The sequence below is a fragment of the Advenella incenata genome, assembly GCF_004217095.1.
In the GTDB taxonomy this organism is placed as follows: domain Bacteria; phylum Pseudomonadota; class Gammaproteobacteria; order Burkholderiales; family Burkholderiaceae_B; genus Advenella; species Advenella incenata.
Window position 1 is genome coordinate 105189 of record NZ_SHKO01000001.1, and the last position, 25373, is coordinate 130561.

A 25373-nucleotide genomic window follows, 5' to 3' on the forward strand; every position below is an offset into this window, starting at 1 on the left:
TCCATACGGTAAATTTAATCCAAACATACTTTATCTGACCGCCTTACCGGTTGTTTAGCTGGACGGAATTGTAATAATGGGCAGTTGCGTGCTATTGGTTGTATCTGCAACATTCAGCAACAGCATGACAAACGAAATCAACTCTATGGTGTCGACATCATCCTGGTCTATCCAGTACCAGTGTCCCCTGTGTGATACCGCAGCAAAAGCATCCGAAGGAGCCGAATTACCAGCATGGATACGCACATTGGTGAGCAAGGGATCAACCGGATTGATCCCGTTAGTCATTTCCCCTTTAAAACCCGGCCTGAGCGGCACGACCTGAGACAAGGCGCGCATGACCTCTATGATTGACCGGGTATGGATGGTGAGCTCTTCTGGCTGGCCTCTGCCAAGGCCAAATACAATTGGCAGGTCGTGTTTAGAAGCGTCCATATCCAGCAATTGGCGAAGCCGGTTTTCCCGAGGACCAGGCGCATTTCTGTCTGCCAGGACCAGATGGGCAACTCGAACGCCGTTTTCTTCTACAAAGCGCAAGGCCAGCCGTTCTTCACTGGACAGTTCATCAAACAGTCCCACAATTTCACGAAACTGTTTGCCTTCATTGATCAGCTCCTGCCGGGTACCGGTGACGTTGCGAATTCCGTTAATGGCTGCGACAGGAATGCCAAGCACAAGATGGGCCGGCTGGTCCGACGCCAGAAGTGCAAAGAGTACGCCCGGAGGAATGGGATTTAAGAGCATGCGAGCCGCATCTGCTCCACGAATCGGTGAATATGTGATGGTCGGTCGATCACTATAGCTGCCCGCCGCGAGCAAATGACCACCGGTTTCCTTAAGTGTCTGACGTTGAGCGGCTGACGTTACGCGATTCAGGACAGACAGGCTGGCCTCACCGCGATACTCCACCGCGTAACTGGCTACCAATTGGCTGACTGCGATGAAAGACGGCACCTCACGATGGCGCACCCGCACCAAGTTGAGCAGTAACTGACGCGTTGCCGCTTGTCCGATGGAGTCGGCATAATCGACCTGATCGTTACGAATCGCATCAGGGCCAATACTGGCGCATGCGCCCAGAATAGCCAATAGCGAAATCAGCAGAGGTTTGAGTAAAAGGGCCTGTAGTCGAGTGGAGTAACGATTCGCGATCAGATTTGTCACCATTATGAGAAATTCATTTCAACGTACGTAAACATAACAGTGACAGTTCGCATCACAGGTATGGTGTCGGTAAACATGCGCAGGACGCTTTGAATTAAAAATTGCTATTGCAACGATGACGCTACCTGTTTCAAGCAGCCGTGCCTACGCACGAACGCTGCGCACCGATGATCGCCAAAGCAGGTTAAAAGTATAAAGCAAAATTTGGGCCTGCCGTCGATGAGAACCCCGTTGGCTTATCTCAATGTTATCTTTTCTTGTTATGGCGCTGTGGTTCATATGTGCAGACCAATCGTCTATAGCTCGACTTTTTTCAGATCAAAAGGTAAGCGTGCGACGATAGAAGTTTCACCAGGTCTGGACTGAATCTCAAGTATCCCGGCAAGCCGTTCAATTCTCGATCGCATGCTATGCATGCCCACGCTGAAACCAGAGCGGCCAATATCAACTGTATTGAAGCCGACGCCGTTATCAATAATCTGCAATTGCACATCGTCGGCCCTTATGAAACAACGGAAGCTTACTGCGCTTGCTTGACTATGCTTGATAACGTTGGTCAATGATTCTTCGGCTACCCGATACAGCGTTAAGCATTGCATCGCGCTGGGCGCTGTGATCCATTCAGGATCAACTTCCCATTGCAAGGTAATCTGCATGTCGTCAAAAATTTGCGCAAACCGATTGCGTAACGGAGCCAGCCAATAAATTGGGTTGCTTGGAAGCTTGATTTGGCTTTCTGAGAAGTTGTCGATAATCTGCCTTAAGTCATTGCGTAACAGACTTAAGATGGACAAGGCATGCTTATGGCTCAATGTTTGTTTGGCATAACTAATCTGTGTCATGGCGCGAACCAAGGAGCTACCCAAACCGTCGTGCAGTTCGTGCGCAAGATTCAGCCGCTCTTTTGATTGATGATTTTTTATGGTTAATGTATGGCGGTCATTTAAAGTGAACTCTAACTTCTTCTCCGCGTCCAAAATCTTTTGATTCAGTTCCTCATTGAAGCGCTCAATTCGCCGCAAACTTTTGCTTAAACGCATGGCGAGAATAATGCTTAGAAAAATCGCAAATAAAAGTGAGGTGTAAGGCAGTACGACGGAGGTATTTCCAAGTACATGAAAAAGGGAGAGAAAAGAGGTGCTACTTATGGTCAGGCAACCGATAAGCGTTACGCCCAATAGCCAAAATTCAAGTTGCTTCGTGCGAAAACAGAGAAAGGAGACAAACAAACTATTCAGGCTAAATAGCAGGACTGAAGCAAAAAAAATACCCAGTAGAGTATTAGGTAGATAAGCATCAGGAACCAGCCAGATACTTGCTATAAGCACTAGGGCGAGAGCGAAAAATAATTTTTCGGTCCGTGGAAATATTCTATCCAGAAAACGCCATGAGAAGATGCAGAAACAGACAATAAAAAGGGTAAAAAATGCGATATTAAATTGCGTGAAGGAAGTGGTGTTGCTAAAAGGGGCCGTTTCGGTAATCAGCGTACTGGAAGCAAAACATACCCAAAAAACAGATGCTAATGCGTACCAGCCATAAGCGGACTCTTGACGGCGAAATAGCCAAATACAGCAGCAAACCATGCCTAAGGTTAGAGACAAAATAATATTTAGGTAAAAAATGGTGCGTTGATTCCAGGTGGCTTCCTGAAATTGTGCAATAACATTCTGTGTGTCGCCCACGCTGATGTGTCCCAAGCCTGGCGAGCTAAGCGTATCGCCCGTGATACGAAAATGAAATTGGTTGGCAGCTGAATAATTGATCGATTGGCTGGGCAGGCTCAGGAAACGGGGAGAATTCCAACTGCGCGAAAGCGGCTCGCTAAGATTGGCGTCAGACCATAAGAGTTGACCATTGAGCCACACTTGACCCGCCATATTCATTGAACTGACCAGTAATGCAAGTGGCGGGTCTGACTTGTCTTCCGGACAATGTGCGTGCCAGTCTACGCGATACCAGACCACTCCTGTATGGTTCGGCCAGCGTTCAGTCCAGTAGTCCGGGACGGTTACGCGTTGCCAATTAGCTTGTGCTATTGAATCGGGTGAATCCGAATCAGACTGCACTGCGTACGCAGCATCAAGGCTTGGGGCGCAGATATTATTGTCAGATTGTGCCCAGGTGTTTTTTGTAAAAAAGCAAGACAATAAGACCAGCACGATGCCAGCCATTTGCAATAGTAAGGTATTAACCGGCGCGCGCATGATGTTGCCTTTGTTGCCTAATGTTCACAGTAAACCGATTGTGCGTGCTCGACTAATGGCTTTAGTACGGTTGGTGACCGCGAGCTTACGGTAGACGTGCCGAATATGTGTTTCAACCGTATGACGTGACAAGAAAATATGATCTGCAATTTCCTGATTGCTCAGGCCTGAAGCAACAAGATTCAGAATTTGATGTTCACGTCCGGTTAAATTAATACTGTGCGGCTCTTTTTTATATGCGTCAGGTATGGCTTGTGCCGGTACTTCAATTTGCAAGGCAAGCCTGCTTAGAATGTGACGTGCAATAAAAGGGTCAATCGGGGCACCGCCTTTGAGAACACTGCGGATAGAGACCATTAGCTCGATATCGTCGCGCTCTTTAAGAATATAGCCGGTTGCGCCTGCTTGCAAAGCACTGATAATTACCGCCTCGGTACTCCAGGCGGAAATGACCAAAATAGGAATCTCAGCCCGAGTATTGCTGAGCGCTTCAATAATTTCGATTCCATTACCATCCGGCAAGCCCAGGTCAATCAATGCCAGAGCAATCTGAGAATAGTCAACATGGCGCTTCACCTGCGCGACTGAGCCCATAAATTGCAAAGCTTCATCTGCATAGCCAATATCTAAAAGAATCGAACGCAGGCGTTGTTGCATAACACTGTCGTCTTCAACAATCAGTACCGGAGCCATTAAGTTAAGCATGCATAACCTCATTTGGATCTGTTTTATTATCTTTGTCGTTTCAGTGCGGGACTGAATTGCGTCTGGACTCATTGTACGAAATGTAACAGTTTTGCAATATCACTACTTCTAGTGATGTTCTTAAAAACACAAAGATGCTTTAATTTTTGTTGTTTTATTAACATTTTGTTGCTTTTGCCGGCAAACCAGTTCAGAAATCTGAATCTTGTCGATGGACAAGCCTTCCGAGATCCAAACATAAGGTCAGTGACATGATCATCGCACAGGGAGTGCATGTCATGGTTCGTGTTGTGTCCGATGGGCGCACCGACAGCGCACGTCCCAATCAGGGGGGAGCGTAAAGTCCAAGCGGCAACGAAAATGCGGGGCCTTGAGCATTTGCAAGGCCGGTTTCCACATCAAATATCGGGCGGACAAGGGGGGTGAACGTGAAGAATGCAGGCAAGTACGAAATTCACACCCCCATCGATAAGCCCAGTTCTCTTGCTGACTGGACTTATCAGTGTGCGATGAACTTGCTCAAATACCCTGCTGACGACGCGATATCCGAACAGTTAGCTTTCATGGGCGAGGGGATCGGCGTCGACCGGGCATGGATGCTTGAATATCGTCCGGACATGCTGCGTTTCCGTAATACTCATGAATGGTGCAGAGGACAGACAAAGCCATTTGTGGAGCAACTTCAGGATGTGCCAACAACGCTGATGGCCTGGCTGCACCAGTACATGATGAAGGGACAGGCGGTGTTGATGCACGATGTCGACAGTCTTCCATGGACAGCAAAGCCCATGCAGATGGAGTTGCTTCGTCAGGGAAACAAAAGCGTACTGAATGTGCCGGTATGTCATAACAATAATTTGTACGGCATCATCGGTTTCGACACCACCGTCAGGCACCGAATATGGTCGCCGTCCGAGGTTCACGCTTTATATCATTGCGCAAATCTCATTGGGCAGGCCAAGTTTTCCAAAGGTCATCAGCGCAACGACAGAGCGCAATCCCAAAGTGCCAATCCGCTCATATACCTGAGCACGCGAGGCATCGTGCGCGGAGTCTCGCCCGTATCTATTGTCGGCGTTCGTTCTGCAGGAAATTACAGCGAAGTATGGCTCCATGATGGCTCAATGGTGCTCGATTCTCGTGCGCTGGGGGTCTGGACGACCCTGTTGCCATCGGAGACCTTCTTCCGAATACACCGGACCGCCATCGTGAATACGCTGCAGGTGATGGATGTCGATCGAAGAAACATTGACAAATGGCAGATCCGGATGCGATCTGTGAACAGTGCCTGGCCCGTGTCACGTTCGTACCGAACGCTCTTGCGCGCTCGCATGGGCATCTGAATCTAACGCCTTTCAGGGACCCCTATGGCAGGCGTTATGCAATTGGTCATGCCGGCATGTTAATTCGTCATTTGGCTGTAGTCATTCCATATAAGTTTGCCATATCATCCGCGAGCATGTTACACGATGCGACATATTGTAAATAACAACGGATGCCTGTATCAGCAGAAGACTGACAATCAAAAAAATGTCAGCTGTATTTTGATGCGGTATTAATCAACTTTATATGGATAGGTGAAATGGCTACAGTAAATTTAAACATTGGCGGGCTTTTCCAGCCAACAACAGAGACCGTCGATCAAAGTCAATACGATGGTGATACGCTGTTGAACGTCAATGCATTAAGCCCCAATACCACGTTAAATATCAATAATGCCACTGGTAGCGACGACGTTCTGGAGTTAAAGCAAACGATTTCGGTTGGTATTCTTTCAACCAATACCATTAATTTGGGAGAGGATGCGCACGTAAAGCTTTCCGGCTTGGCGGGCGTCAATATCGGCTCCACTTTTAATTACAATCTTTCAGAGGGTTCTACTCTGGAAATGACATCAAGCTTTTTGTCGCTGGGAGTGGGTAACTCCTTTAACATTGACTTGGGGCAGGATGCCACATCAACACTGATCTACGACCCGACCGGGATCAATCTTCAACTATCCGACTATCCGACAATCACGGGCGTAACCGCAGGGGATCAGATCACGGTAGTTGGCGCTACTAGCGGCGAATACGTTAATGGCGATCTGGTCTTCAAGAATGATCTTGGCTTTACCGTTGGTCGTTTTAACGCCGACGGTCTGGATCCATCCAAATTGGTTTTCGACGGTGGCTCTATGACCTATGCGTGCTACCTCAAAGGCACACACATTGCCACACCCGAAGGCGAAGTTCAGGTTGAAACACTGAAAGCCGGCGATAAAGTACTGACCGCTTCCGGCGGCGTTGCCACAGTCAAATGGCTGGGTCATCGCACCCTGTACAAGAACCGTATTCCTGCCAAAGACGCCGTGCGCGCCTTCCCTATCCTGTTCAAGAAAGACTCCATTGCCAACAACGTGCCGCATCGCGACCTGACATTGTCTCCAGGCCACCATGTGTCATTTGACGGCACGCTGGTGCCTGCCATGATGCTGGTAAACGGTCAGACCATTGTTCAGCAGTTCAACACCAAAGTGTTCGAATACTTTCACGTTGAGCTCGAGCAGTTTGACATCATGCTGGCCGAAGGCGTACCTGCCGAGTCATATGTTGATACCGGCAACCGCTCCATGTTCCAGAACGCGGCTGACGTAGCCATGAATCCTGATTTCGGTCCTGCCGAAGGTCGCCCTGAAGTAGAAGGCATCAAGGTCGTTCAGCAAGGTCCTGTTGTCGAAGCCATTCGCAAGCAATTGCTGGCGCGCGCTCAAGCGTTGACCGGTGCAGTTCGTACCACAGATGCAGCATTGTGCATTGAAGTGAACGGCCAGATTATTCACTCAACTCCAGACTTTGGCAAAGAAGGCGTATATCGCTTCGAATTGCCGGCCAATGCGGGTGATGTACGCGTTCTGTCTCGTTCTGCTGTTGTTCGTGACGTTACACCTCTGGCGCGTCGTGACGTGCGTCAGATCGGTGTTGGCCTGTCTGGTATCGTTGTTTCAACTGTCAGTGGTCGTCAACAGATCAGCCTGACAGATGCTGCGTTGACTGGTCTGAATGCGGTTCAGGATGTCAAGGGTACGGCCATGCGCTGGACCAACGGCGCCGCTGTCATCCCTGCTGCCCTGATCAACACAACGGGCGCGGCAACCCTTGAACTGACTGTACTGCGCACCTACTCATACTGGGTTGATGCAGAAGTTCAAAAAGCCGTACGCGCTGCCTAAATCGGCGTTAGTGAGTCGTTAAGCAATCCCCCTTTGGTCTAAGACTAAAGGGGGGTTTTCAATTTCCAGGGCCGCTAGGCGTTTTCCTCGGCAATCCGGCGCACCACCGTATCACGGAAACGGATATTGTGCGGTATGGCGCAAATAATCAATATGGCAGTGACAACGCAGGCCAGGGCAATGACATATAAGCCCATCGACGCGCTACCCGTCACATCCTTGACCTTGCCGACCATGTAGGGTGCGATAATGCCGCCGATTTGGCCGATGGAATTGATCAGGGCCACGCCGCCGGCCGCGGCGACACCGCTTAGTATGCGGACAGGAAACACCCAGAATATGCCGAACGACGCAATGATTCCCGTTGCAGCAATACTAAGGCCCAGCACCAACATCACGGTGTTGTCCCAATAGATCGCACACAACACATAGCCGACGGCACCGGCCAGCGCACAGCCGGCCAGGTGCCAGCGGCGGTCGCCGGTTCGGTCGGAACTTTTGCCGATCAGGATCGTTCCGATAATCGCGGCGATGTAGGGCAGTGTCGTAATCAAGCCGATGATCAGTGGGTCCTCTGTGCCTGCCGTCTTGACAAGCTGTGGCATCCAGAAAAGCATGCCGTAGATTCCCATGCAAAGGCCGAGATAAATCAGCGAGAATAGATAAATCACCGGCCGTTTCAACGCCACGCTGAAAGAGTGCGTGTGGTCGATTTTGGGATCTTTGTTAATCTCGCTAGCCAGCAAGGCTTTTTCCCTGGGGGACAGCCATTTGGCATCTTCGATACGATCATTGAAGGCGAACAACACGACGAAGCCCAGAATACAAGAAGGGATCCCTTCGATCAGGAACAGCCATTGCCAGCCTGGCATGCCGTTGACGCCATCGAGCAGCTTCAGAATGGCACCGGAAATCGGGCCACCGATGATGCCGCACAATGCAATGGAGCCGAAAAACATATTGTTCATGCGCCCGCGGTAACTGGCGGGAAACCATTGTGTAAAGAAGTAGAGTACGCCCGGAACAAAGCCTGCCTCAAGTACCCCAAGCAGAAAGCGTAGCGCATAGAACGAGGTCTCGCTCTGAACGAACATCATTGAAGCCGAAGCAAGGCCCCAGGTAATCATGATCCGCGCGATCCATCGGCGCGCGCCGACACGTGCCAGGATAATATTGCTTGGAACTTCGAAAAGCAGGTAGCCGATAAAAAATATGCTTGCGCCAAGTCCGTAAGCAGCTTCGCTCAGGCCTAGCTGCGATTGCATTTGCAATTTCGCAAAGCTGATATTGACGCGATCCAGATATGCCATGATAAAACAGGCAATGATCAGCGGTATGATTCGCCACGCAACTTTGCGCAGCAGATCTGCCTTTTCTTGCTCCTGCGGCTCAAGCGATGCATCTGCCGTCGTATTCACCATCTTTGTCTCCTGATTTTAATAATATGTGTCGCCGGCAACGCGTGGCGACCTGCGTGAAACGAGTTTGCTTCTTTGTATTACCCCCGTCCCACAAATGGCATGTTGGTGGCCATGACCGTCATATACTGAACATTGGCCTCCAGCGGGAGGTTCGCCATGTAGACAATGGCATTTGCTGCATGGGCGACATCCATGGTCGGCTCCGGAATGCGCTCGCCGTTTGCCTGCAGCACGCCCGTCCCCATGCCGGACACCATGTCGGTCTTCGCGTTGCCAAAGTCTACCTGGCATACCGCGATATCGTATTTCCGGCCGTCGAGCGCACAAGCTTTCGTCAAGCCGCTAACCGCGTGCTTGCTGGCGGTATAGTCGGCTGAATGCAATCTCGGCACATGTGCCGACAACGAACCGCTATTGATAATGCGGCCGCCTCGTGGCGTTTGGGTACTCATTTGCCGAAATGCCGCCTGCGTGCAGAGGAACGTGCCGGTGACATTCACGTCAAGCATCTGTTTCCAGTGTTCGTATGTCAGTTCTTCGACAGACCTTCCGGCAACACCGAGCCCGGCATTGTTAAATAGCATGTCAAGCCGACCAAAGGCACGCTGCGCGGCAGCAAATAGCTGGTTGACGGAAGACGGCTGAGTGACGTCTGTCGGTATGGCAATAGTCCGGATGCTGTGATCCGAAGAAAGTCGATTGCTGTCGCCGATTGTCGCTTCGAGCGTCTCCAGATGGCGACCGGCGAGGGCTACGCGCCACCCATCGGCCAACAATGCGCACACTGTTGCCCTGCCTATTCCGCTTCCTGCTCCGGTAACTATGGCGACCCGATTGTGAGCAATGTCACTTGAGTCCGGTTTGTCTCCCACGTTTGCATCTCCTTATTTATTTTTTATGGCGCTGCTGCGCATAGCGTCGATGCGTATGTCCCATTTCTTCTACAAGACTCATTTAACATCGCCGTGTAATCGCCCCCGAAACGCCTTGTTCAGTCACCACTAACGGGTGTTTAATACCAATCAGTCCCATGTCATTTGTAATAAACGAAGGACTCCCATTCCAAATTGAATGGGGGCCAAATGCAGCATGGGTGTCATCTGGGTTAGAAAAAAGTTATAACTGAAATAAGCATGAGGCAATATTCTTTGCCTTTGCATCCAGTTTCACGTCTGCTATTTACGCTCATAGTATGGTCAAAGTTGAAATAATAGCCACTGAAAACTGTGCATACAGGTATAACTATTGGTTAAATCATGACGCCTTCTTTGTCTTCGCGCGTCATATATGTGGCCAGGTTTGCTGCCGTAAGATTGTTCCCCATTCTCACAAAAATGACTGGGCCCCTGCTTTGCATACAACAGGCCGGCGGCACGATATGCGTGTTGTAATAGAAAGTGGTGGTTTAATGACACTACCGTCTGATTTTCATTGCGGCTACCGGGATTACAAGCTTATGGACTATCTATCACAATTGCTCACCCTTTCAGGCATCATTCTTCTGGCATGCGCCAGTCCAGGGCCTGATTTTGTCGCTGTCACTTCGCATGCCTTGAATAGCCAGCGCTCCGGCGTCTTCGTTGCCCTGGGCATCGCCAGTGCTGTGGTTGTTTGGGCAACGGTGGCCATCCTCGGGTTTGGCCTGCTGATCAAGGAGTTGTTCTGGCTGTACGAAGCCATCCGCATGGCAGGGGCCATCTATCTGATCTACCTCGGCAGCCGTATGCTTATCGGCGTTTTCAAAGGGAAGTACGACCAGCAGAACCTTACGGACGTGTCCAGGGTGAGCGTGGGGCAGTCATGGCGCGTCGGATTTCTCGTTGGCATTACCAATCCGAAAACAGCCACTTTTTTTGCCACCTTGTTCGTGACCTTGCTGCCTGTCGGTGCGCCGCCCCTGGTCTATATTGCTGTTGTTGCCATGGTAGGCACCATCACCAGCCTTTGGCTTTGCCTGTTGGCGTCAGTATTCTCAATTGGCCGCGTCCGATCCATTTATGCCAGTATCCGCCGTCCCGTCGATGCCTTGATGGGTGCTGCCCTGGTCGGTCTGGGCGTGAGAATGGCAACAAGCCGTTGATGTGTATGCCTTTGAGGTCGGCTGGCCTGTAGCAAGAATCCTGATTCAAATTTAAGTAATCATTATCAAGAGGCATAAAAAAATTTGGACTTTCAGGGCGGGCGCCTTTGCACTGGTTCGGTCATTGCCCGTGTTTTTATGACTATTGATTCGTCCTTATCGGGTTGTGGAGCAAGCCTTGATCCTTGACCGGTTTGAACCGCTACTTTAAACTGGCTGCCGAACCATCATCACATTTGCATTGCACCGTAATTTTATGAGTCTGCATTCAGTCCAGCAGTTTTTCGCGCAATACGCAGCGGATATCACCATCATTCATTCCAGCAGCAGCACTGCTACCGTCCATCTGGCCGCAGCGGTTCACGGCGTTGAGCCCGGGCAGATCGCCAAGACGCTTTCTCTGCGGGTCGGCGACAAGGCGTTGCTGGTGGTAACCCGGGGCGATGTCAGACTGGATAATAAAAAACTCAGGCACGTATTTGGTGGCAAAGCAAAAATGCTGGACGCCGAGTCAGTATTGGCACTGACTGGCCACCCGGTGGGCGGGGTTTGTCCGTTTGGACTGGCAACGGAACTGCCGGTCTATTGCGATATATCGTTACGTGATTTCGAGGTCGTCATGCCTGCGGCAGGTTCTGCCAATTCGACCGTTCGCATTGCGCCCGAACGCCTGGCAAGCCTGGTCAAGGCCTCGTGGGTGGACGTCTCGCAGGTAAGCCAACAGGAGTGATATGTTTTTGGGCACATCGGGCGACAGCCGCCCGATGAAGTCATGCCCAGGTTGACGGTTTTTACTTGTAAACGCAGCCTGCGCTAATTGAAATTAAATAAAAGATATTAGCTCGTTAGCGTAAATCTGGCCGCAGCGCTTATTACCGCCAAGATGGATGCGGTGACAATGTTTGGGTGTTTACCGACACCAAAGCGAGAACCCGGTACACCAGGCGATACCACCTCGACGATGGCCATGGCAGCAGCATCCGCTCCTGTGTTTAGACTACGTTCTTCGTAGCTGTCTATTCGCAAAGGTAAATCCAGCGCAGCCACTGTCGCAGCGATCGGCCCGTTGCCGGTGCCTTGCCGGCTTTGAATGGTGCCATCAGGTAAATATACTTGCAGATCAATGCCTTGCCCATCAGGAGAGTCAAACAGTTTGTGGCTGTGATAAGCTGGCTGTCCGCCGGATTGCACGAGATAGGTTTTTTCAAAAACAGACCAGATCTGCTCGCTGTCCAGTTCCGTTTCGCTTGCAGCGGCCAGCTCCTGCACGATCGCGCTAAATTCAATTTGCATGCGCCGTGGCATGACTACGCCGTAATCTCGTTGGAGAAGAAATGCAATGCCGCCCTTTCCTGATTGGCTGTTGACCCGCACGATGCTGTCATAGGTACGCCCCAGATCATGCGGGTCCACAGGCAGGTATGGCACTCGCCAGAGTCCGTCTGGATGCTGAGCAGCAAAACCTTTGGCGATCGCATCCTGGTGTGAACCCGAGAACGCCGTAAATACCAGATCTCCCACATAAGGATGGCGCGGGTGGATCGGCAAGGCGGTACATTCTTCGGCGGTACGGGCAACGGCAGCGATATCGGAAAAATCGAGCGCTGGGTAAATTCCCTGCGTGTAAAGATTGAGTGCCAGAGTGACCACATCCAGGTTTCCACTACGTTCTCCGTTTCCAAAAAGACACCCTTCTACGCGTTGTGCGCCGGCCAGCAATGCCTGTTCGGCGCATGCGACACCGGTTCCGCGATCATTGTGTGGATGTACTGAAAGCACGATGTGCTCCCGCCGCTCCAGCCGTTGATGCATCCATTCAATCTGGTCTGCGAAGACATTTGCCGTGGAGACTTCGACCGTCGTTGGCAGATTGATAATCATTGGTCGTTCTGGCCCGGCATCCCAGGCCCTGATGGCAGCGTTGCAAATAGCGAGCGATACATCCAGTTCGGCCATGCAGAAGGTTTCGGGAGAATACTGAAGGACCCACTCTGTCTCGGGTTGCTGCGCCGTCAGCGTCTTGAGCATGCCAATGTGTTGCTCGACCATATTGATAATTTGCGGCACGCTCATACCAAACACAATTTCACGCCAGGCCGGCGCGATGGCATTGTAGAAGTGAACGATCGTTCGGCGTGCGCCGCGCACGCTTCTCACTGTTTGTTCAATCAGGTCCTGGCGTAACTGCGTGATAACCATGGGGGTGACATCATCTGGAATCAGATTGTTGTCAATCAGATGGCGCGTAAACTCGAAATCTGTCGTAGACGCCGACGGAAAACCAATCTCTATCTCTTTGAACCCGATGCGCACGAGCTCCTGGAACAAGCGCAGCTTGCGCTCGCGGTTCATTGGCTCAAAAAGTGCCTGATTGCCATCGCGCAGATCTGTGGAAAGCCAGATGGGGGCTTGAGTTAATGTATGGAATGGCCATTGCCGATCCGGTATATCGACGACAGGAAACGCACGGTATTTGGTACTGGGATTTGCCAACATAGAAACCTCGAACAGGGGATAAGGAGACCTGATCCCCCCGCTTTGCGAAAAAGCGTGTCGTGGCCGGGATCAGGGGGAATCAGGATTGACCTTGGCGCAAACAAGTACGCGCTGGTCCCGGCCAGGAATCAGCGGTAGTCGATGGTGCACAGAGTGGGAATGACGCATGAGATTTTCCTCACAATTGGTTTGTTAAAAAGAACTATAAGCTTGACGGGTATGTCTATCTATCAAATAATGGACAGGTTATTTATCAAAATGGACATCGTGATTATGGGATTTGCTTCGCTGGAAAATGGCGGTCGCATGCTGGATCTGAGTGATCACGGCTGCACTGAACTACCAATTACGGGTGTAATTGAAACGTATCCGGCGAATCATCGGGTGCCGGTGCACAGCCATGCACAAGGTCACCTGCTCTATGCTGCCGAAGGCGTGATGCTGGTCCAGGCCGCAACCGGTCAATGGCTGGTTCCGCCAACTGCTGCTGTGTGGCTGCGTCCGGGTATAGAGCATCGTCTGATCATACATACCCCCGTTCGCGCCTACGGCATTTTTGTCAACACAGAATTGCTCACCGGCTTACCAGCTGTGGATTGTGTTCTGCATGTGCCTGTTTTGCTTCGAGAGCTGATTATCCAGCTGGCACAGCCGATTGCCAATCGCTCTCGATCCAGGCGGGAAGACTTATTGGCAGCTTTGTTTTTGGAAGAATTGAGCGTGCAACGTTCTCTGCCATTTCATTTGCCATGGCCAATCGACAGTCGAATCCAGTTGGTGTGTGATGCGTTGGTAAAAGACGCGGCCCATGATTTTTCAGCGAGTGACTGGGCTTCGTCGCTCGCGATGAGTACCAAGACATTTCATCGCCATTTTCAAAAAAGCACGGGCATGACATTTGGCAAGTGGCGTCAGCAACTGCGGCTGATGTCGTCGATCACTGAACTTGTCAGTGGAGCACAAATAACACAAGTGGCCTTGGGCAGCGGCTACGAAAGTCATAGTGCCTACACAGTCGCTTTCAAGAAGCACTTTGGCATTCCCCCCTCCAAGTTTGCCTCTACTGCCCATCGTTGGAATGAGTAGATAAGAAATGGCCGTTTAATTGATCTAAGGTAAGTCTCTTGTTCTCCGACGTGCCATTTCTTCCAAAATGGGCTCTTCCAGGCTATTGGCCCTTGCGCATCAAAGGCTTATGCTGTTAAGTCGCCAGATTCATCAGCAGGGGAGTTGGCAACTGATGAAAAATCGGCGCTTTATTCGCAGTTAAAGCATATGGATCGGGCTCACCGCCAAGAAAATACGCTGTTCCAAATTGCTATTTCATTGGTGATTTGCACTTTACACTTATGCTTTCTGCATATGCCCGCCTGCCGCCATCTCTAAAACGCAGCATCCAGCATTTTCATATAATCTTCTCTGCTTGCTTCCCGCGGGTTGGTTTTGTGGCTGTGGTCGGCAAGTGCGCCGTCGACAATATTGGGAAATAGTTCTCGCGTCACCCCAAGTTGCGCCAATGTCGTGGGCAGGCCAAGCCGTTTGGTCAAATTTAACACCTCACTGGCCACCGAGTTTCCGTTTGCAAGCCCCATGGCTGCGGCTATTCGATCCAGTTTCCTGTCTTGCACCATTGTTGTCGCGGGGGCGTTAAATTCGATGACCGAGGGCAGAAATATAGCGTTTAGGGTCCCGTGGTGTAGTCGCGGGTTGATACCACCAAGAGAATGACTAAGGCTATGTACACAGCCCAGGCCTTTTTGGAAGGCCAGTGCACCTTGCATGCTTGCACTCATCATGTTCATTCGCGCGTCCCTGTCTGCAGGATTGCTGGTTGCCTGTTCGATATGGCGCCACGCTCTGTTCAAGCCATCCAATGCAATACCATCAGCAGGGGGGTTAAAGAGCGGAGACATAAACGTCTCAAGGCAGTGCGCGATGGCGTCCATGCCGGTGGCGGCAGTCAGTTGTGCCGGCAGCTTCATTGTCAGTTCCGGGTCGCAAATTGCCGTCTTGGGAACAATGAAAGGCGAAATGATGCCCACTTTTCTGCCATCGTCCAGAATCAGGATCGCCCCTCTGCCCACTTCACTGCCTGTGCCCGCCGTCGTTGGGACAGCAATCACCGGCGCTGCCGCCGACGTGATTTTGCTCAGACCGCCTTCAATAACAGCAAATGTCTTAAGCGGTCCTTCGTGCGTTGCACATACTGCAACACCCTTGGCCAGGTCAATGGACGATCCGCCTCCTATTGCGATGATTCCATCGCATTCGTTCTCGATGAAAATGGCGACAGCCTTGCGCACGGCTTTTTCATTCGGATTGGGCGGGGTTTCATCAAAGACAGGTACGTTGTTCGCATCATTCAGATGGCGCATCGCGCCCTCCAGCAGGCCTGCAGACCGGATGCCCTGGTCTGTGACGACCATCGGACGTTTGATCCCGACGCGGTCGCATTCTGCTTGTAATAAGCGCACCGCGCCGAAGTCGAATTGGATATGAGTGAGATATTGTATGAGTGCCATCTGAATTAATAAAAAGTTATAATGAAAATCAATATGGACATGTGTGGTTGCGAGCTAATGTCCCCGTGTATCCGTTGTTTTATGTATGTTTTTCTTTCATTGTATGTGGGATATGGAAATCCGATGTACTGAAAATCGCTCATACAGATATAACTTTAGGTTAATTCATGACGCCCACCTTATCCTCTATTGCATCCAGGCTGCATGTCCGGCATCTTCGCTTGTTGATCGCCATTTCCGAACATGGTTCCCTGTTGGGGGCGGCAAATGAGGTGGCTATCAGCCAACCAGGCGCGAGCAAGGCGCTCCAGGAAATTGAAACGACATTTGGTGCTGCGCTATTCAATAGAACTAACCGTGGCCTGGAAGCCAACGATTTAGGCTTATGCGTCCTGAAATACGCACGTATGATCTATACGGACCTTGGTCATTTGCGAAACGAACTGGACGCGATCCAGAAAGGGGACGGCGGCAGGGTAGCTGTTGGCTGCATCATGGGCGCAATACCGTTACTTACCGATGCCGTTGCCGATCTCATGCAAACGCATCCAGGCATGTCAGTGGAGATTGTTGAGGACACCAGCGCCGAACTGCTGAGCCTCATCGACGCCGGCCGGCTTGATATGGCGATATGTCGCACGTCGGTCAGCAAAACGCCGGACATTTATGAGAGCGAGCATCTGCAGTCTGAAGAATTAAGTGTCATTGCCAACTGTGATAATCCGTTTGCGCGTAGTGATCGCTTGACGCTTGAAGAACTGGCTCAGTGTAAATGGATTGTGTACCGTGCCAATATGCCAATGCGGCTCTTGCTTGAGCGCGAATTTTATAATGCCGGCATTCGCTTTCCGGCCAATTTGCTTGAAACAACCTCTCCGTTCGCAACTATGGCGTTATTGAACAGAAATCCATCCTTTGTCGCCCTGGCTTCCACAGATGTGGCGTCGTTTTTTGTACGCAATAATCTGGTCAGGGTGCTGCCGTTTGAATTCACGTTACGCAGTGAACCTTATGAGCTGGCTTATCGACGGGGCGCGTTGATGTCTATCGGGGCAAAGTTGATGAGAAACTGTCTGCTGCCCGGGTAATCACCGGCGGCATACCCGCGCTACGCGCTGCAGGCTCCATATGCGATGAATTCATCGCTGGCCAGCAAGTTTTTATTTCTCTGGTTTGCTGCTTTTTACCGTGCCGATTCGCTAGCCGATGCCTATAGGCTCCGGCGCCTGTTCGAAGCACTCAATCAGCAATTCGGTCAGCACGCGTACCTTCCTTGCAGGATGCCGACCCGGGGGGCGGACGACATAGGCTGCAGCAGGCGGCGGTGGATAGCGTGTCATGAGAGGCACCAATGCGCCGCTGGCTACATGTTCATGGGTGACGGCATCGGGAATCCACGCGATGCCCACACCAGCCAATGCAGCAGCGGCCAACGCCGTGGCGTTGTCTGCCTTGAAGCGCCCTTGCGGACGAACGGTGACAACCTTGTCGCCATCCAGAAATTGCCAGGTTTCCGTGCCTTGCATAAGGCCCTGATGGGTGATCAGGTCATCCGGCGTTTCAGGAGCGCCGTGCGCCTTGATATAGTCCGGGCTGGCCACCAGCTTTCCATAGATCGATCCGATGCGTCTTGCGATCAGCTCAGAGTCCTGAAGATAGCCAATACGGATCGCGCAATCAAAACCTTCTGTCACCAGATCAACGAAGCGATCACTGTAGGAGGCATGAATGTGAAGTTGCGGATGCAGCTGTGCCATGCGCGCCAGCACGGGAGCCAGGTGAGTCGGACCGAAAGAAACCGGCACCGCAACTCGCAAGCGGCCGCAAAGCTCGCCGGTGGGCAGGATTGTTTCCCTGGCTACGTCAATCTCGGCACATGCTCTGGCGGCGTAGTCCCGGAAGGTGGCGCCGGCTTCTGTGAGCGAGGCGCCGCGGGTGGTTCGCGCAAGCAGCAACACGCCAAGTTCTTCCTCAAGCCGCAACAGTCTCCGGCTGACGATTGACTTGGATACACCGAGTCGACGCGCAGCAGGAGATACTCCCCCGGCATCAGCAATTTCAACGAATGTTCGTAGCTCTTCGATGTCCAATTTGGCGTCCCTCTTTTCGCGACACAGTGTAGCACAAGGCAAGACTACCGTATCTCCAGCGGAAATGCCAGAATTTGCCCAGGTAGCGTTGCCTTCGGCGCATGCCTCTTTCTTAATTCCTCTCATACACTTAGGATATATTCATGACATTTCGTAATGGCCTTGATTCTTTACTTCGTCCCGAAGATTCGGTGCTCGTTCTGATCGACCATCAGCCTTACCAGCTCGCGAACCTGAACAGCCATGAGCCGCAAATGGTGGTCAACAATGCGACGGCACTGGCAAAGACCGCCAAAGCGTTTGGCGTTCCCACCATCCTGACCAGCGTGATTGCTGATCGTGGCGGCATCATCTTCCCACAAATCACAAATGTGTTCCCTGGTCAGGAGGTGATTGACCGCACGTTCATCAACACGTGGGAAGATAAAAAGGTGGTCGACGTTGTGAAGGCGACGGGGCGCAAGCAACTGATCATCGCTGGCCTGTGGACCGAAGTCTGCGTGGCGATGCCGGCGATCCAGGCCGCAGGCGAAGGCTGGGATGTCACGGTCGTTACTGATGCCTCGGGTGGGACTTCGGTTGAGGCGCATGAGGTTGCAATCCAGCGCATGATCGCGGCAGGCGTCAACGTGATAACCTGGCTTGCCGTCGCTTCCGAATGGCAGCGTGACTGGGCTCGCACTGAGCACGCTGCCGAGCTGACCGAGGTGCTGATCCAGCATGTCGGCGGCAGCGGCATTGCATTTTTGTGGGAACAGCAGTTGCTCAATACGCCAGTGCCCAAGGCTGCGGGATAAGTGGAGCGGGGGAGCGGCGAGCTACGCCGCCGCCCCGCATGGCCTGACCGACAAGCATAAGAAGCGCTTCAACCACGATTTTATGGGACGAGGTAAACCGCGAGGAAACGCTGGCCGTGAAATGTTCCTGCGGTCGGTGTTGGTCTCTTTCTTCACGTATGGACGCCAAGCTGCACGTCAATAAACTCAATGTCAAACGATGAAAATCGATATGATGTTCAGGAATCATGCAAGTGATTGTAGACTAACTAATTGTTTTGTCCGGAAAGGCAAGGACTTCTGCTTTCTTGGAGAAATCGGCCAGCAGTTTGATCATGGCTCTTTTGACGTCAGACGGTGCCGATTTGAGGGAGCCTGCATTGAATGGCGGATCAGGATCGTATTCGCCCACCAATTGGGTGCATTCAGCATAGATCTGGTCACGCATCTCGGCGACCATGGTCAGGCCAAAATCCAGGCCGGCAGTCACCCCTGCACCGGTAATCCGATTGCGATCACGTACAACCCTTGCATCGGTAGGAATGGCGCCAAATCCTGCCAGTGCTTGCCGGCACGACCAATGTGAAGTGGCCTTATATCCTGTGAGTAATCCAGCAGCCCCCAGGATTAAAGAACCCGAACAAACGCTAGTGACATATTTTGCACGTGCACCACGATCAGTCATAAATTCAAGCGTCTCGGAATCCGATGCTGCTGCCAGCGTACCATCTGTCCCGCCGGGAGTGAACAATACAGTCAGATCTTTCGGGCATGAGTCAAACGTAGTGTCAGGAACGACGACCATGCCCGCGTCGCTTGTAACTGGACTGAGCGATTTAGCGACAATGTGTATCTTGGCCCCCATCAGACTTCCGAACATGCAATGGGGGCCGGCCAGATCCATGATCGTCATGCCTGGGTAAACAAGCATTGCGATTCTTTCGTCTCCGTACCACGGTGTTTTGTCCAGATTTCGTTCTATCTCCTCGGGAGAAATATCGATATTGGCGGCACTAACAGCAACGGGTGAGAGTAGGGTGCTCAGTAAAATACTGCGACGAGTGTGGTTAATCATGATGGTAATTTCTCAAAATTGGGCAGTTAGCGTCAGGTACGCTGACCGTGGTTGGACGGGAATGACGACAGGAGATGCCAGATACTGATAGGTATCGTAGACTTTGCGATTGGTCAGATTGACGGCTGATAATGAAACGGTGTACTTGTCGAAGCTGTAACTGGCTTGTGCGTCAATTAGAGCGTATCCGGGTACTTTTGCGCTATTTGGCAAGGTGGTTTCGCGAGCACTCACGGCTGTTATTCCTGCACCGAATGAGAGCCCCTTTGCTATTCCATCTGTGATGCGGTAACGTGCTGCCAGGCGCACGCTGTGTTTCGGGACGCGAGGTAGGCGATTGCCTGTGGGAATAGAGGTATCTTTGGTGACTTCTGCTTGTGTATATGCATAATTGAATAAAAGTGAGAACGCGTCGTCTGGCTCCCAAAGGAGATCTGCTTCCAGTCCGCGTGCACGCTGTTGGCCGGTTTGAATCGAATAGCCAATATGGGACGGGTCGGGGTCGGCAGTGGCAACGTTTTTGCGCGTCTGGTTGAATAAGGCAACGGTCCCGGAAAGCCCAAGGTCATCAGCGGAAAATTTGGCGCCCACCTCGATATTGCGCGATGTCTCCGGCTTGGGCGTATCGAGCCCGAGGAAATTGATCGGACCCCGAAAACCGGTGCCATAGGATGCATAGACCGACAAACTATCGGTCAGGTCGTATGTGATGCCCAATCGCGGTGTGAGGCGGTGGTAAAAGGCATTTACGTTCTGCTGCTTCTGGCGAAGCCGAAGGCTGGTCAGTCGCAGAGAACCCAGGATATGGAGACGTCCGTAAGTTGCCTGGTCCTGCAGATAGAGGGCCGTTGTCTGGTATCGATTAGTCTGAGAGTAAGTGGGTATTGGTGCGGAACCGTAATCGATCCGATAGTGCGGATCTGCCAGATCGAGCTCGCCCAGGGGTATGGCATCTGAAATTGCCGAATCCAGTTTCGTTGAATCGTAGCTGATGCCGCCCAGCACCTGGTGATTGCCGCCCAGAATGTCAAAAGTGGACGACAGGTTTGCATCAATGGTCGTTTCTTTAAGCGTAGCGGGAAGGTAAAGACCAAAGATAGGGTAGACAGTCGGTGTTCTCGGATTCGGTCCTGCAACTTCGGGATAAATAAAGCTCCCGTAATCGCGGCTTTTGCTGTTGAAATGATGTGCGGTAAGCGTAAATTTAATGTCATCCCTGAACGAGTGTTGCAGTTCTGCGGATATGAGCTGGTTTTTGATCGTGGTTAGTGGCTGTCCCCACGTTGCGCCGGGGTAGACATCTGAGTCAAGGTCCCCGGAGAGTGCTTGCAGGGCGGGCAGGCCGGAGTATTCGCGCTGGCTACGTTTGTCGAACTTTCCTCGCAGCAGCAGTTGCGTTTTTGGTGAAAGTTGAAAAGAAATACTGGGCTGCACTGAATATTGTCGGCCTTTGACATGATCTATCCAGCTGCCTTCTTTTTGGTACTCTCCTGAAATTCTGGCTCTGATCTTCTCGCTCAAGGGTACATTGACGTCAGCAAAGGTGCTTAATGCGGAATAGCTCCCTGTACGGACTCCCACCAGGTTAATAGGTTCGGCCTCTGGAGATTTGGACACGACGTTTATCAATCCACCCAGCGGTGCACCAACGCCACCACCATACAACGTGGAGGTGGGGCCCTTTAACACTTCTATTCTTTCGGTCCCTATCAGGCTAGTCGGGTCCGCACTTGCGGTTGTACCAAACGCCGGCAAACCATCGAAATAAATATCTGCAGGAAATCCTCGAATGACAGGTGTGGTAAACAACACTTCCTGTGATTTGGTTGCCATGACTCCCGAGACGTTGACCAGGGTATCGGCTAGTGTGCGACGATCCTGTTCATCTATCAGGGAACGCGGAATCACCTGGATAGATTGAGGGATTTCAATCAAGGGCGTTTCGGTTTTTGTGGCTGACATAGCGCTTTGCGTAGCGTAACTGGTTTGCAATGCAGAAACTTCTATGGGATCCAAGGTCACCGCAGCCACATTTGCTGGTTGATTTGACTTCGCATCAGTGGGGGAACTTGAAGCGCCTTTCGTCTTTGGGGCCGCGACTGAGGCGCTACCAAGCGGCGCATGCCCGATCGAATATGCGCACACCAGAGCAGTTAATAACATGCGATTTGCAAGAGCGAATGTTCTGGCCTCAAGAGGGTAGCAATGCTTTTTCATAAGGTGCAATAGCCCAGGTTTATGTTTCGTGTTGCGAGACGGGGTTTATTTGTCGCTAACATGACCGCAATCGGATCGACATATAGAAAACGAGTAAGCCCAGAACTACCAGGGCAGCCCTTGCTGCACGGCGAATTTTCGAATCAGCCACATATCACAATCGTCTTAATTTACCGAATGAGAAAACCGATCCATTTGGAGCGCGGACAAGATGGGCACATGGTACTGAGCTGCATCTGTCGGCAAAATGGCGGTTTGATGACATCTTTGTCATTAAACGAGGGACAACCGGGTGAGATGATTTTCCGCTCCAGCCCAAAGCGGATGTTTGTGGCAGTTTGGGCGGGTGAAGACGATTCAGAATGGGCGATCACCTGAAAAAGTGGTTGCCTGAATCATTTTATGGATTGGCGCAGGCGCACAACGTGCTGAATCTCTTGTATTGCCAGTTCAGGAAATGGGCGGTCCACGGTCTGCCGCGACCATTACCGGTCGGGCCTGCATGGAGCAGATGGTGGCCGTGGAGCAATGGCGTGAAAGAGATATTGGAAGAAGGCGAGGGCTGTTGTATCTGCAGTCATAAGTGCCTTCAAGCAATCTTTCAAAGCCGGCAGGGCGTTGTCCGATAGTCAACGTGCGCAGTCAGTACCAAAGCAGCGTCTGGTTACTGGTGATCACCAGTTTACCCCTGCTCTCGGTCCCTTCCAGGACGCTGAATCGTCCTGCCATTGGGCTATTGAGCGTTCTTGCGGGCGCGATGGGCGGCCGCTTTCATTCTGTTGCCACAAGAGGCCATACTGCACCAGCGCCGCCGATGCGACTTGGTCAAATCATGGAAGAATAATGTGCAGTCGTGCGCCTCGCATTCGCGTACAAGTTGCAGATCTTCATTCGAAAGCAATTGTATGAGCGCTTGTGCAACAGGTTCAAGCAGGCTGGCTGCGTTCATGTTGTGCCGGTGCTTGACGATCTTGAATGTTTTGCTGGCTGCGTCCCACTCGAGTTCCGTCCGGGAGCGGCCCGCTTCCAATACCTGATTGATGACGGCGGCATCGGCCGAGGTGCCTGTTCTGGCTGCCAGGATCACCGCTTTGGCATTGTCCCTGAGCGCGCGCGCGAGTTCAACCAGGCCTGCTGGCGCACTGCTGCAGTCATCAGGCAGCAACCCGGCGAGTCTGAGCCATTCGATCACACTGTGGTCGCTATCAAAGCAGTCGCAGTGTCGCGGCCCCACCCCATACTCGGTGTTAATGAAGTCGAGCGCAAGATTGTTTGCAATAAATAATGGTGTTCCGTTTGTGACCAAGGGCATGATTTTAGTAACCGGTAATTTGTATGTTGACAGGATACTATAATCGCTGATAACCTTCAATCTATACTTTTACAGGTTACTAAGGAGCCAGTCATGAAATCCACCAAATCGATTGCAGCCTCAGCCAGTGTCGCTGCGGCTTTGCTCACAGGGCAAGCGCAGGCCGCAGACGCCTCCCTTTCTGCACACCAACAGGTTCATTACCGTTACGAGCAGGTAGGCGACGTGAAGGTTTTCTACCGCGAAGCGGGCGATCCCGGTGCGCCGGCCATCCTGCTGTTGCATGGTTTCGCAGCATCATCGTATATGTGGCGCGACCTCATTGCGGCCCTCGCAGACCGGTACCATGTCATCGCACCTGATTTGCCCGCATTTGGATTCACAGAATCTCCTGAGCGTGGCAAGTATGAATATTCATTTGCCAATATCACGAAAACGATTGAGCAGTTCACCACGCAGCTAAAGCTTGACCGCTATGCCCTCGCGGTTCACGACTACGGCGCCCCCGTAGGCTGGCGTCTGGCGCTGGCTCATCCTGCCCGTGTGACGGCGATTATTTCGCAAAACGGAAATGCCTATGAAGAGGGTCTTGCCAAGGGCTGGGAACCAATCCGGAAGTATTGGCAAGCGCCTACCCAGGAAAATCGCGAGGCCTTGGCCGATTTTCCGACACCAGCGTCAATCAAGTGGCAATATGTGGAAGGGGTAAGCGACGTGAGTGTCGTGGCACCGGATGGCTATACGCTCGAAGGCGCATTCATCTCGCGGCCCGGCATGGCAGATATACAGCTGGACTTGCTGTTGAACTATGCATCCAACGTAGAGAAATATCCCGAGTTCCAGGCCTACTTTCGCCAATATCAGCCTGCGTTGCTCGCAGTCTGGGGCAAGAACGATCCGTTTTTCCTGCCGGCGGGGGCTCAGGCATGGAAGCGCGACATCCCTGAAGCGGACGTCCGTTTCTACGATACCGGTCACTTCGCCCTGGAAACCCACGGCAAAGAAATTATTCCGGTCGTCCGCGCATTCCTGGACAAAAATGTAAAGTGATCATGCGTGATGGCAGGCGCATTGGATACCCGGTCAGTATTGGAGTGATCCGCAGCGCGCTGCGGATCATTCTTTGTCACTACAATTTCACTTCAGAGAAGCGCTCTCTAAGCCGCCGTCACTTCCAGGCCCCGTTGCACCGCCGGACGAGCAAGACCACGGTCAAGCCAGGCCTGCACATGAGTAAAACGGTCGAAGCCAACAATCTCGCGCGCCTCGTAAAAGCCGATAAGATTGCGCACCCAGCCCAGCAGTGAAATATCGGCGATGCTGTAGTCGGTGCCCATCACCCAGTCGCGGTCCGAGAGTTGCTTATCAAGAACACCCAGCAGCCGCGCCGATTCGGTGGCATAGCGTTCAAGCGGGCGTTTGTCCTCATAGGCCTTGCCGGCAAATTTGTGGAAAAAGCCAAGCTGGCCGAACATCGGTCCGACGCCGCCCATCTGCCACATCAGCCACTGGATCGTTTCGTAACGGGTGCCGGGATCGGCCGAGATAAATTGTCCTGTTTTGTCGGCAAGATAGAGCAGGATGGCACCTGACTCAAAAAGCGCTAGCGGCTTGCCGCCGGGGCCGCTGGGGTCGTAGATGGCGGGGATCTTGCCATTGGGGTTAAGCGCAAGAAAGGCCGGATCGTGGCTTTCGTTCGCCGAGATGTCGATCCTGTGCGGCTCATAGGCCAGACCCGTTTCTTCAAGCATAATGCCGACCTTCACACCATTGGGTGTGGGAGCGGAAAAAAGTTGCAGACGATCGGGATGCTGCGCCGGCCAGCGCGTAAAAATGGGGTGATTGAGTGTCATTCTTTTTCCTTCGGTTGATTTCATTTGTAATCTTAAAGCAAATGAGTTTCTGTTTTGTTATTAGATTGCCGCAGGGGCAGATGGTTTCGCGGGCCTGGGGCGCAAATGCCTAGGGAATTTGTTCCTATTCTATCGCTCACACCAAGGGCCTCGCCTGCTTTGCCTGCATGACAAGAGAACGGACTGCGTGCCGGCCCCCCGGGTCGGGCGATATGCGCAAATTCAACGTGTCCTGTGGTCGGAT

Annotated in this window: 20 protein-coding genes; 8 read left to right on the plus strand and 12 right to left on the minus strand. The window is 52.0% G+C overall.

Going from position 1 to position 25373, the window contains the following annotated elements; genetic code table 11:
- Positions 1-54: 54 nt before the first annotated feature.
- From EV681_RS00455 to EV681_RS00465, 3 genes are all read right to left on the minus strand, one after another.
- On the minus strand, positions 55-1167 hold the full coding sequence (locus EV681_RS00455; RefSeq protein ID WP_130303036.1) for a hypothetical protein: 1113 nt from the start codon (positions 1165-1167) through the stop codon (positions 55-57).
- A gap of 293 nt (positions 1168-1460) precedes the next feature.
- On the minus strand, positions 1461-3371 hold the full coding sequence (locus tag EV681_RS00460) for a sensor histidine kinase (protein WP_130303037.1): 1911 nt from the start codon (positions 3369-3371) through the stop codon (positions 1461-1463).
- A gap of 24 nt (positions 3372-3395) precedes the next feature.
- Positions 3396-4076, minus strand: coding sequence for a response regulator (locus tag EV681_RS00465; RefSeq protein ID WP_242612084.1), 681 nt, complete (start codon positions 4074-4076; stop codon positions 3396-3398).
- A gap of 428 nt (positions 4077-4504) precedes the next feature.
- Here EV681_RS00465 and EV681_RS00470 point away from each other — a divergent pair, with 428 nt between their 5' ends.
- Together EV681_RS00470 and EV681_RS00475 are read left to right on the plus strand one after the other, a co-directional pair.
- A complete protein-coding gene (locus tag EV681_RS00470) occupies positions 4505-5419 on the plus strand; it encodes a GAF domain-containing DNA-binding protein (protein ID WP_242612085.1) in 915 nt (304 codons plus the stop codon).
- Positions 5420-5658: 239 nt separating this feature from the next.
- Complete coding sequence (locus EV681_RS00475; RefSeq protein WP_128393413.1) at positions 5659-7287, plus strand: Hint domain-containing protein; 1629 nt, start codon at positions 5659-5661, stop codon at positions 7285-7287.
- A 74-nt stretch (positions 7288-7361) separates the two neighbouring features.
- Here the strand turns inward: EV681_RS00475 and EV681_RS00480 are convergent, their stop codons facing one another.
- Complete coding sequence (locus tag EV681_RS00480; protein ID WP_130303038.1) at positions 7362-8708, minus strand: MFS transporter; 1347 nt, start codon at positions 8706-8708, stop codon at positions 7362-7364.
- A gap of 77 nt (positions 8709-8785) precedes the next feature.
- On the minus strand, positions 8786-9580 hold the full coding sequence (locus EV681_RS00485; RefSeq protein ID WP_242612086.1) for an SDR family oxidoreductase: 795 nt from the start codon (positions 9578-9580) through the stop codon (positions 8786-8788).
- Positions 9581-10116: 536 nt separating this feature from the next.
- Here EV681_RS00485 and EV681_RS00490 point away from each other — a divergent pair.
- Positions 10117-10788: a LysE family translocator gene (locus EV681_RS00490; RefSeq protein WP_242612087.1), complete on the plus strand. Its 672-nt coding sequence runs from the start codon at positions 10117-10119 to the stop codon at positions 10786-10788.
- Between the two features lie 256 nt (positions 10789-11044).
- Positions 11045-11518, plus strand: coding sequence for a YbaK/EbsC family protein (locus EV681_RS00495; protein WP_128393415.1), 474 nt, complete (start codon positions 11045-11047; stop codon positions 11516-11518).
- 107 nt (positions 11519-11625) lie between these two features.
- Here EV681_RS00495 and EV681_RS00500 read toward each other — a convergent pair whose 3' ends face one another.
- Complete coding sequence (locus tag EV681_RS00500) at positions 11626-13284, minus strand: 2-isopropylmalate synthase (protein ID WP_130303039.1); 1659 nt, start codon at positions 13282-13284, stop codon at positions 11626-11628.
- 159 nt (positions 13285-13443) lie between these two features.
- Between EV681_RS00500 and EV681_RS00505 the strand changes: the two genes are divergently transcribed.
- On the plus strand, positions 13444-14370 hold the full coding sequence (locus EV681_RS00505; RefSeq protein WP_321196351.1) for an AraC family transcriptional regulator: 927 nt from the start codon (positions 13444-13446) through the stop codon (positions 14368-14370).
- Positions 14371-14666: 296 nt separating this feature from the next.
- On the opposite strand, the gene EV681_RS00510 is transcribed toward EV681_RS00505, so the two are convergent.
- Positions 14667-15806 carry an iron-containing alcohol dehydrogenase gene (locus EV681_RS00510; protein ID WP_130303040.1) on the minus strand — a complete coding sequence of 380 codons (1140 nt, stop codon included), beginning with the start codon at positions 15804-15806 and terminating at the stop codon, positions 14667-14669.
- A gap of 167 nt (positions 15807-15973) precedes the next feature.
- On the opposite strand from EV681_RS00510, the gene EV681_RS00515 reads away from it, so the two are divergent.
- On the plus strand, positions 15974-16894 hold the full coding sequence (locus EV681_RS00515; RefSeq protein WP_130303041.1) for a LysR family transcriptional regulator: 921 nt from the start codon (positions 15974-15976) through the stop codon (positions 16892-16894).
- A 111-nt stretch (positions 16895-17005) separates the two neighbouring features.
- Here the strand turns inward: EV681_RS00515 and EV681_RS00520 are convergent, their stop codons facing one another.
- Positions 17006-17896: a LysR family transcriptional regulator gene (locus EV681_RS00520; protein WP_128393419.1), complete on the minus strand. Its 891-nt coding sequence runs from the start codon at positions 17894-17896 to the stop codon at positions 17006-17008.
- 143 nt (positions 17897-18039) lie between these two features.
- Between EV681_RS00520 and EV681_RS00525 the strand changes: the two genes are divergently transcribed.
- Positions 18040-18693 (plus strand): hydrolase, encoded by a 654-nt coding sequence (locus tag EV681_RS00525; protein WP_130303042.1) that lies wholly within the window; start codon positions 18040-18042, stop codon positions 18691-18693.
- 244 nt (positions 18694-18937) lie between these two features.
- Here EV681_RS00525 and EV681_RS00530 read toward each other — a convergent pair whose 3' ends face one another.
- The 3 genes from EV681_RS00530 to EV681_RS00540 form a co-directional block, all read right to left on the minus strand.
- On the minus strand, positions 18938-19747 hold the full coding sequence (locus EV681_RS00530) for a DJ-1/PfpI family protein (RefSeq protein WP_130303043.1): 810 nt from the start codon (positions 19745-19747) through the stop codon (positions 18938-18940).
- 12 nt (positions 19748-19759) lie between these two features.
- Positions 19760-21910, minus strand: coding sequence for a TonB-dependent siderophore receptor (locus EV681_RS00535; protein WP_130303044.1), 2151 nt, complete (start codon positions 21908-21910; stop codon positions 19760-19762).
- Between the two features lie 787 nt (positions 21911-22697).
- The gene (locus tag EV681_RS00540; protein WP_130303045.1) at positions 22698-23276 is read right to left on the minus strand and encodes a CGNR zinc finger domain-containing protein; all 579 of its coding nucleotides are present in this window, start codon (positions 23274-23276) and stop codon (positions 22698-22700) included.
- Positions 23277-23369: 93 nt separating this feature from the next.
- Between EV681_RS00540 and EV681_RS00545 the strand changes: the two genes are divergently transcribed.
- The gene (locus EV681_RS00545) at positions 23370-24326 is read left to right on the plus strand and encodes an alpha/beta fold hydrolase (protein ID WP_130303046.1); all 957 of its coding nucleotides are present in this window, start codon (positions 23370-23372) and stop codon (positions 24324-24326) included.
- Between the two features lie 107 nt (positions 24327-24433).
- On the opposite strand, the gene EV681_RS00550 is transcribed toward EV681_RS00545, so the two are convergent.
- The gene (locus EV681_RS00550) at positions 24434-25129 is read right to left on the minus strand and encodes a glutathione S-transferase N-terminal domain-containing protein (RefSeq protein WP_130303047.1); all 696 of its coding nucleotides are present in this window, start codon (positions 25127-25129) and stop codon (positions 24434-24436) included.
- Positions 25130-25373: the final 244 nt, after the last annotated feature.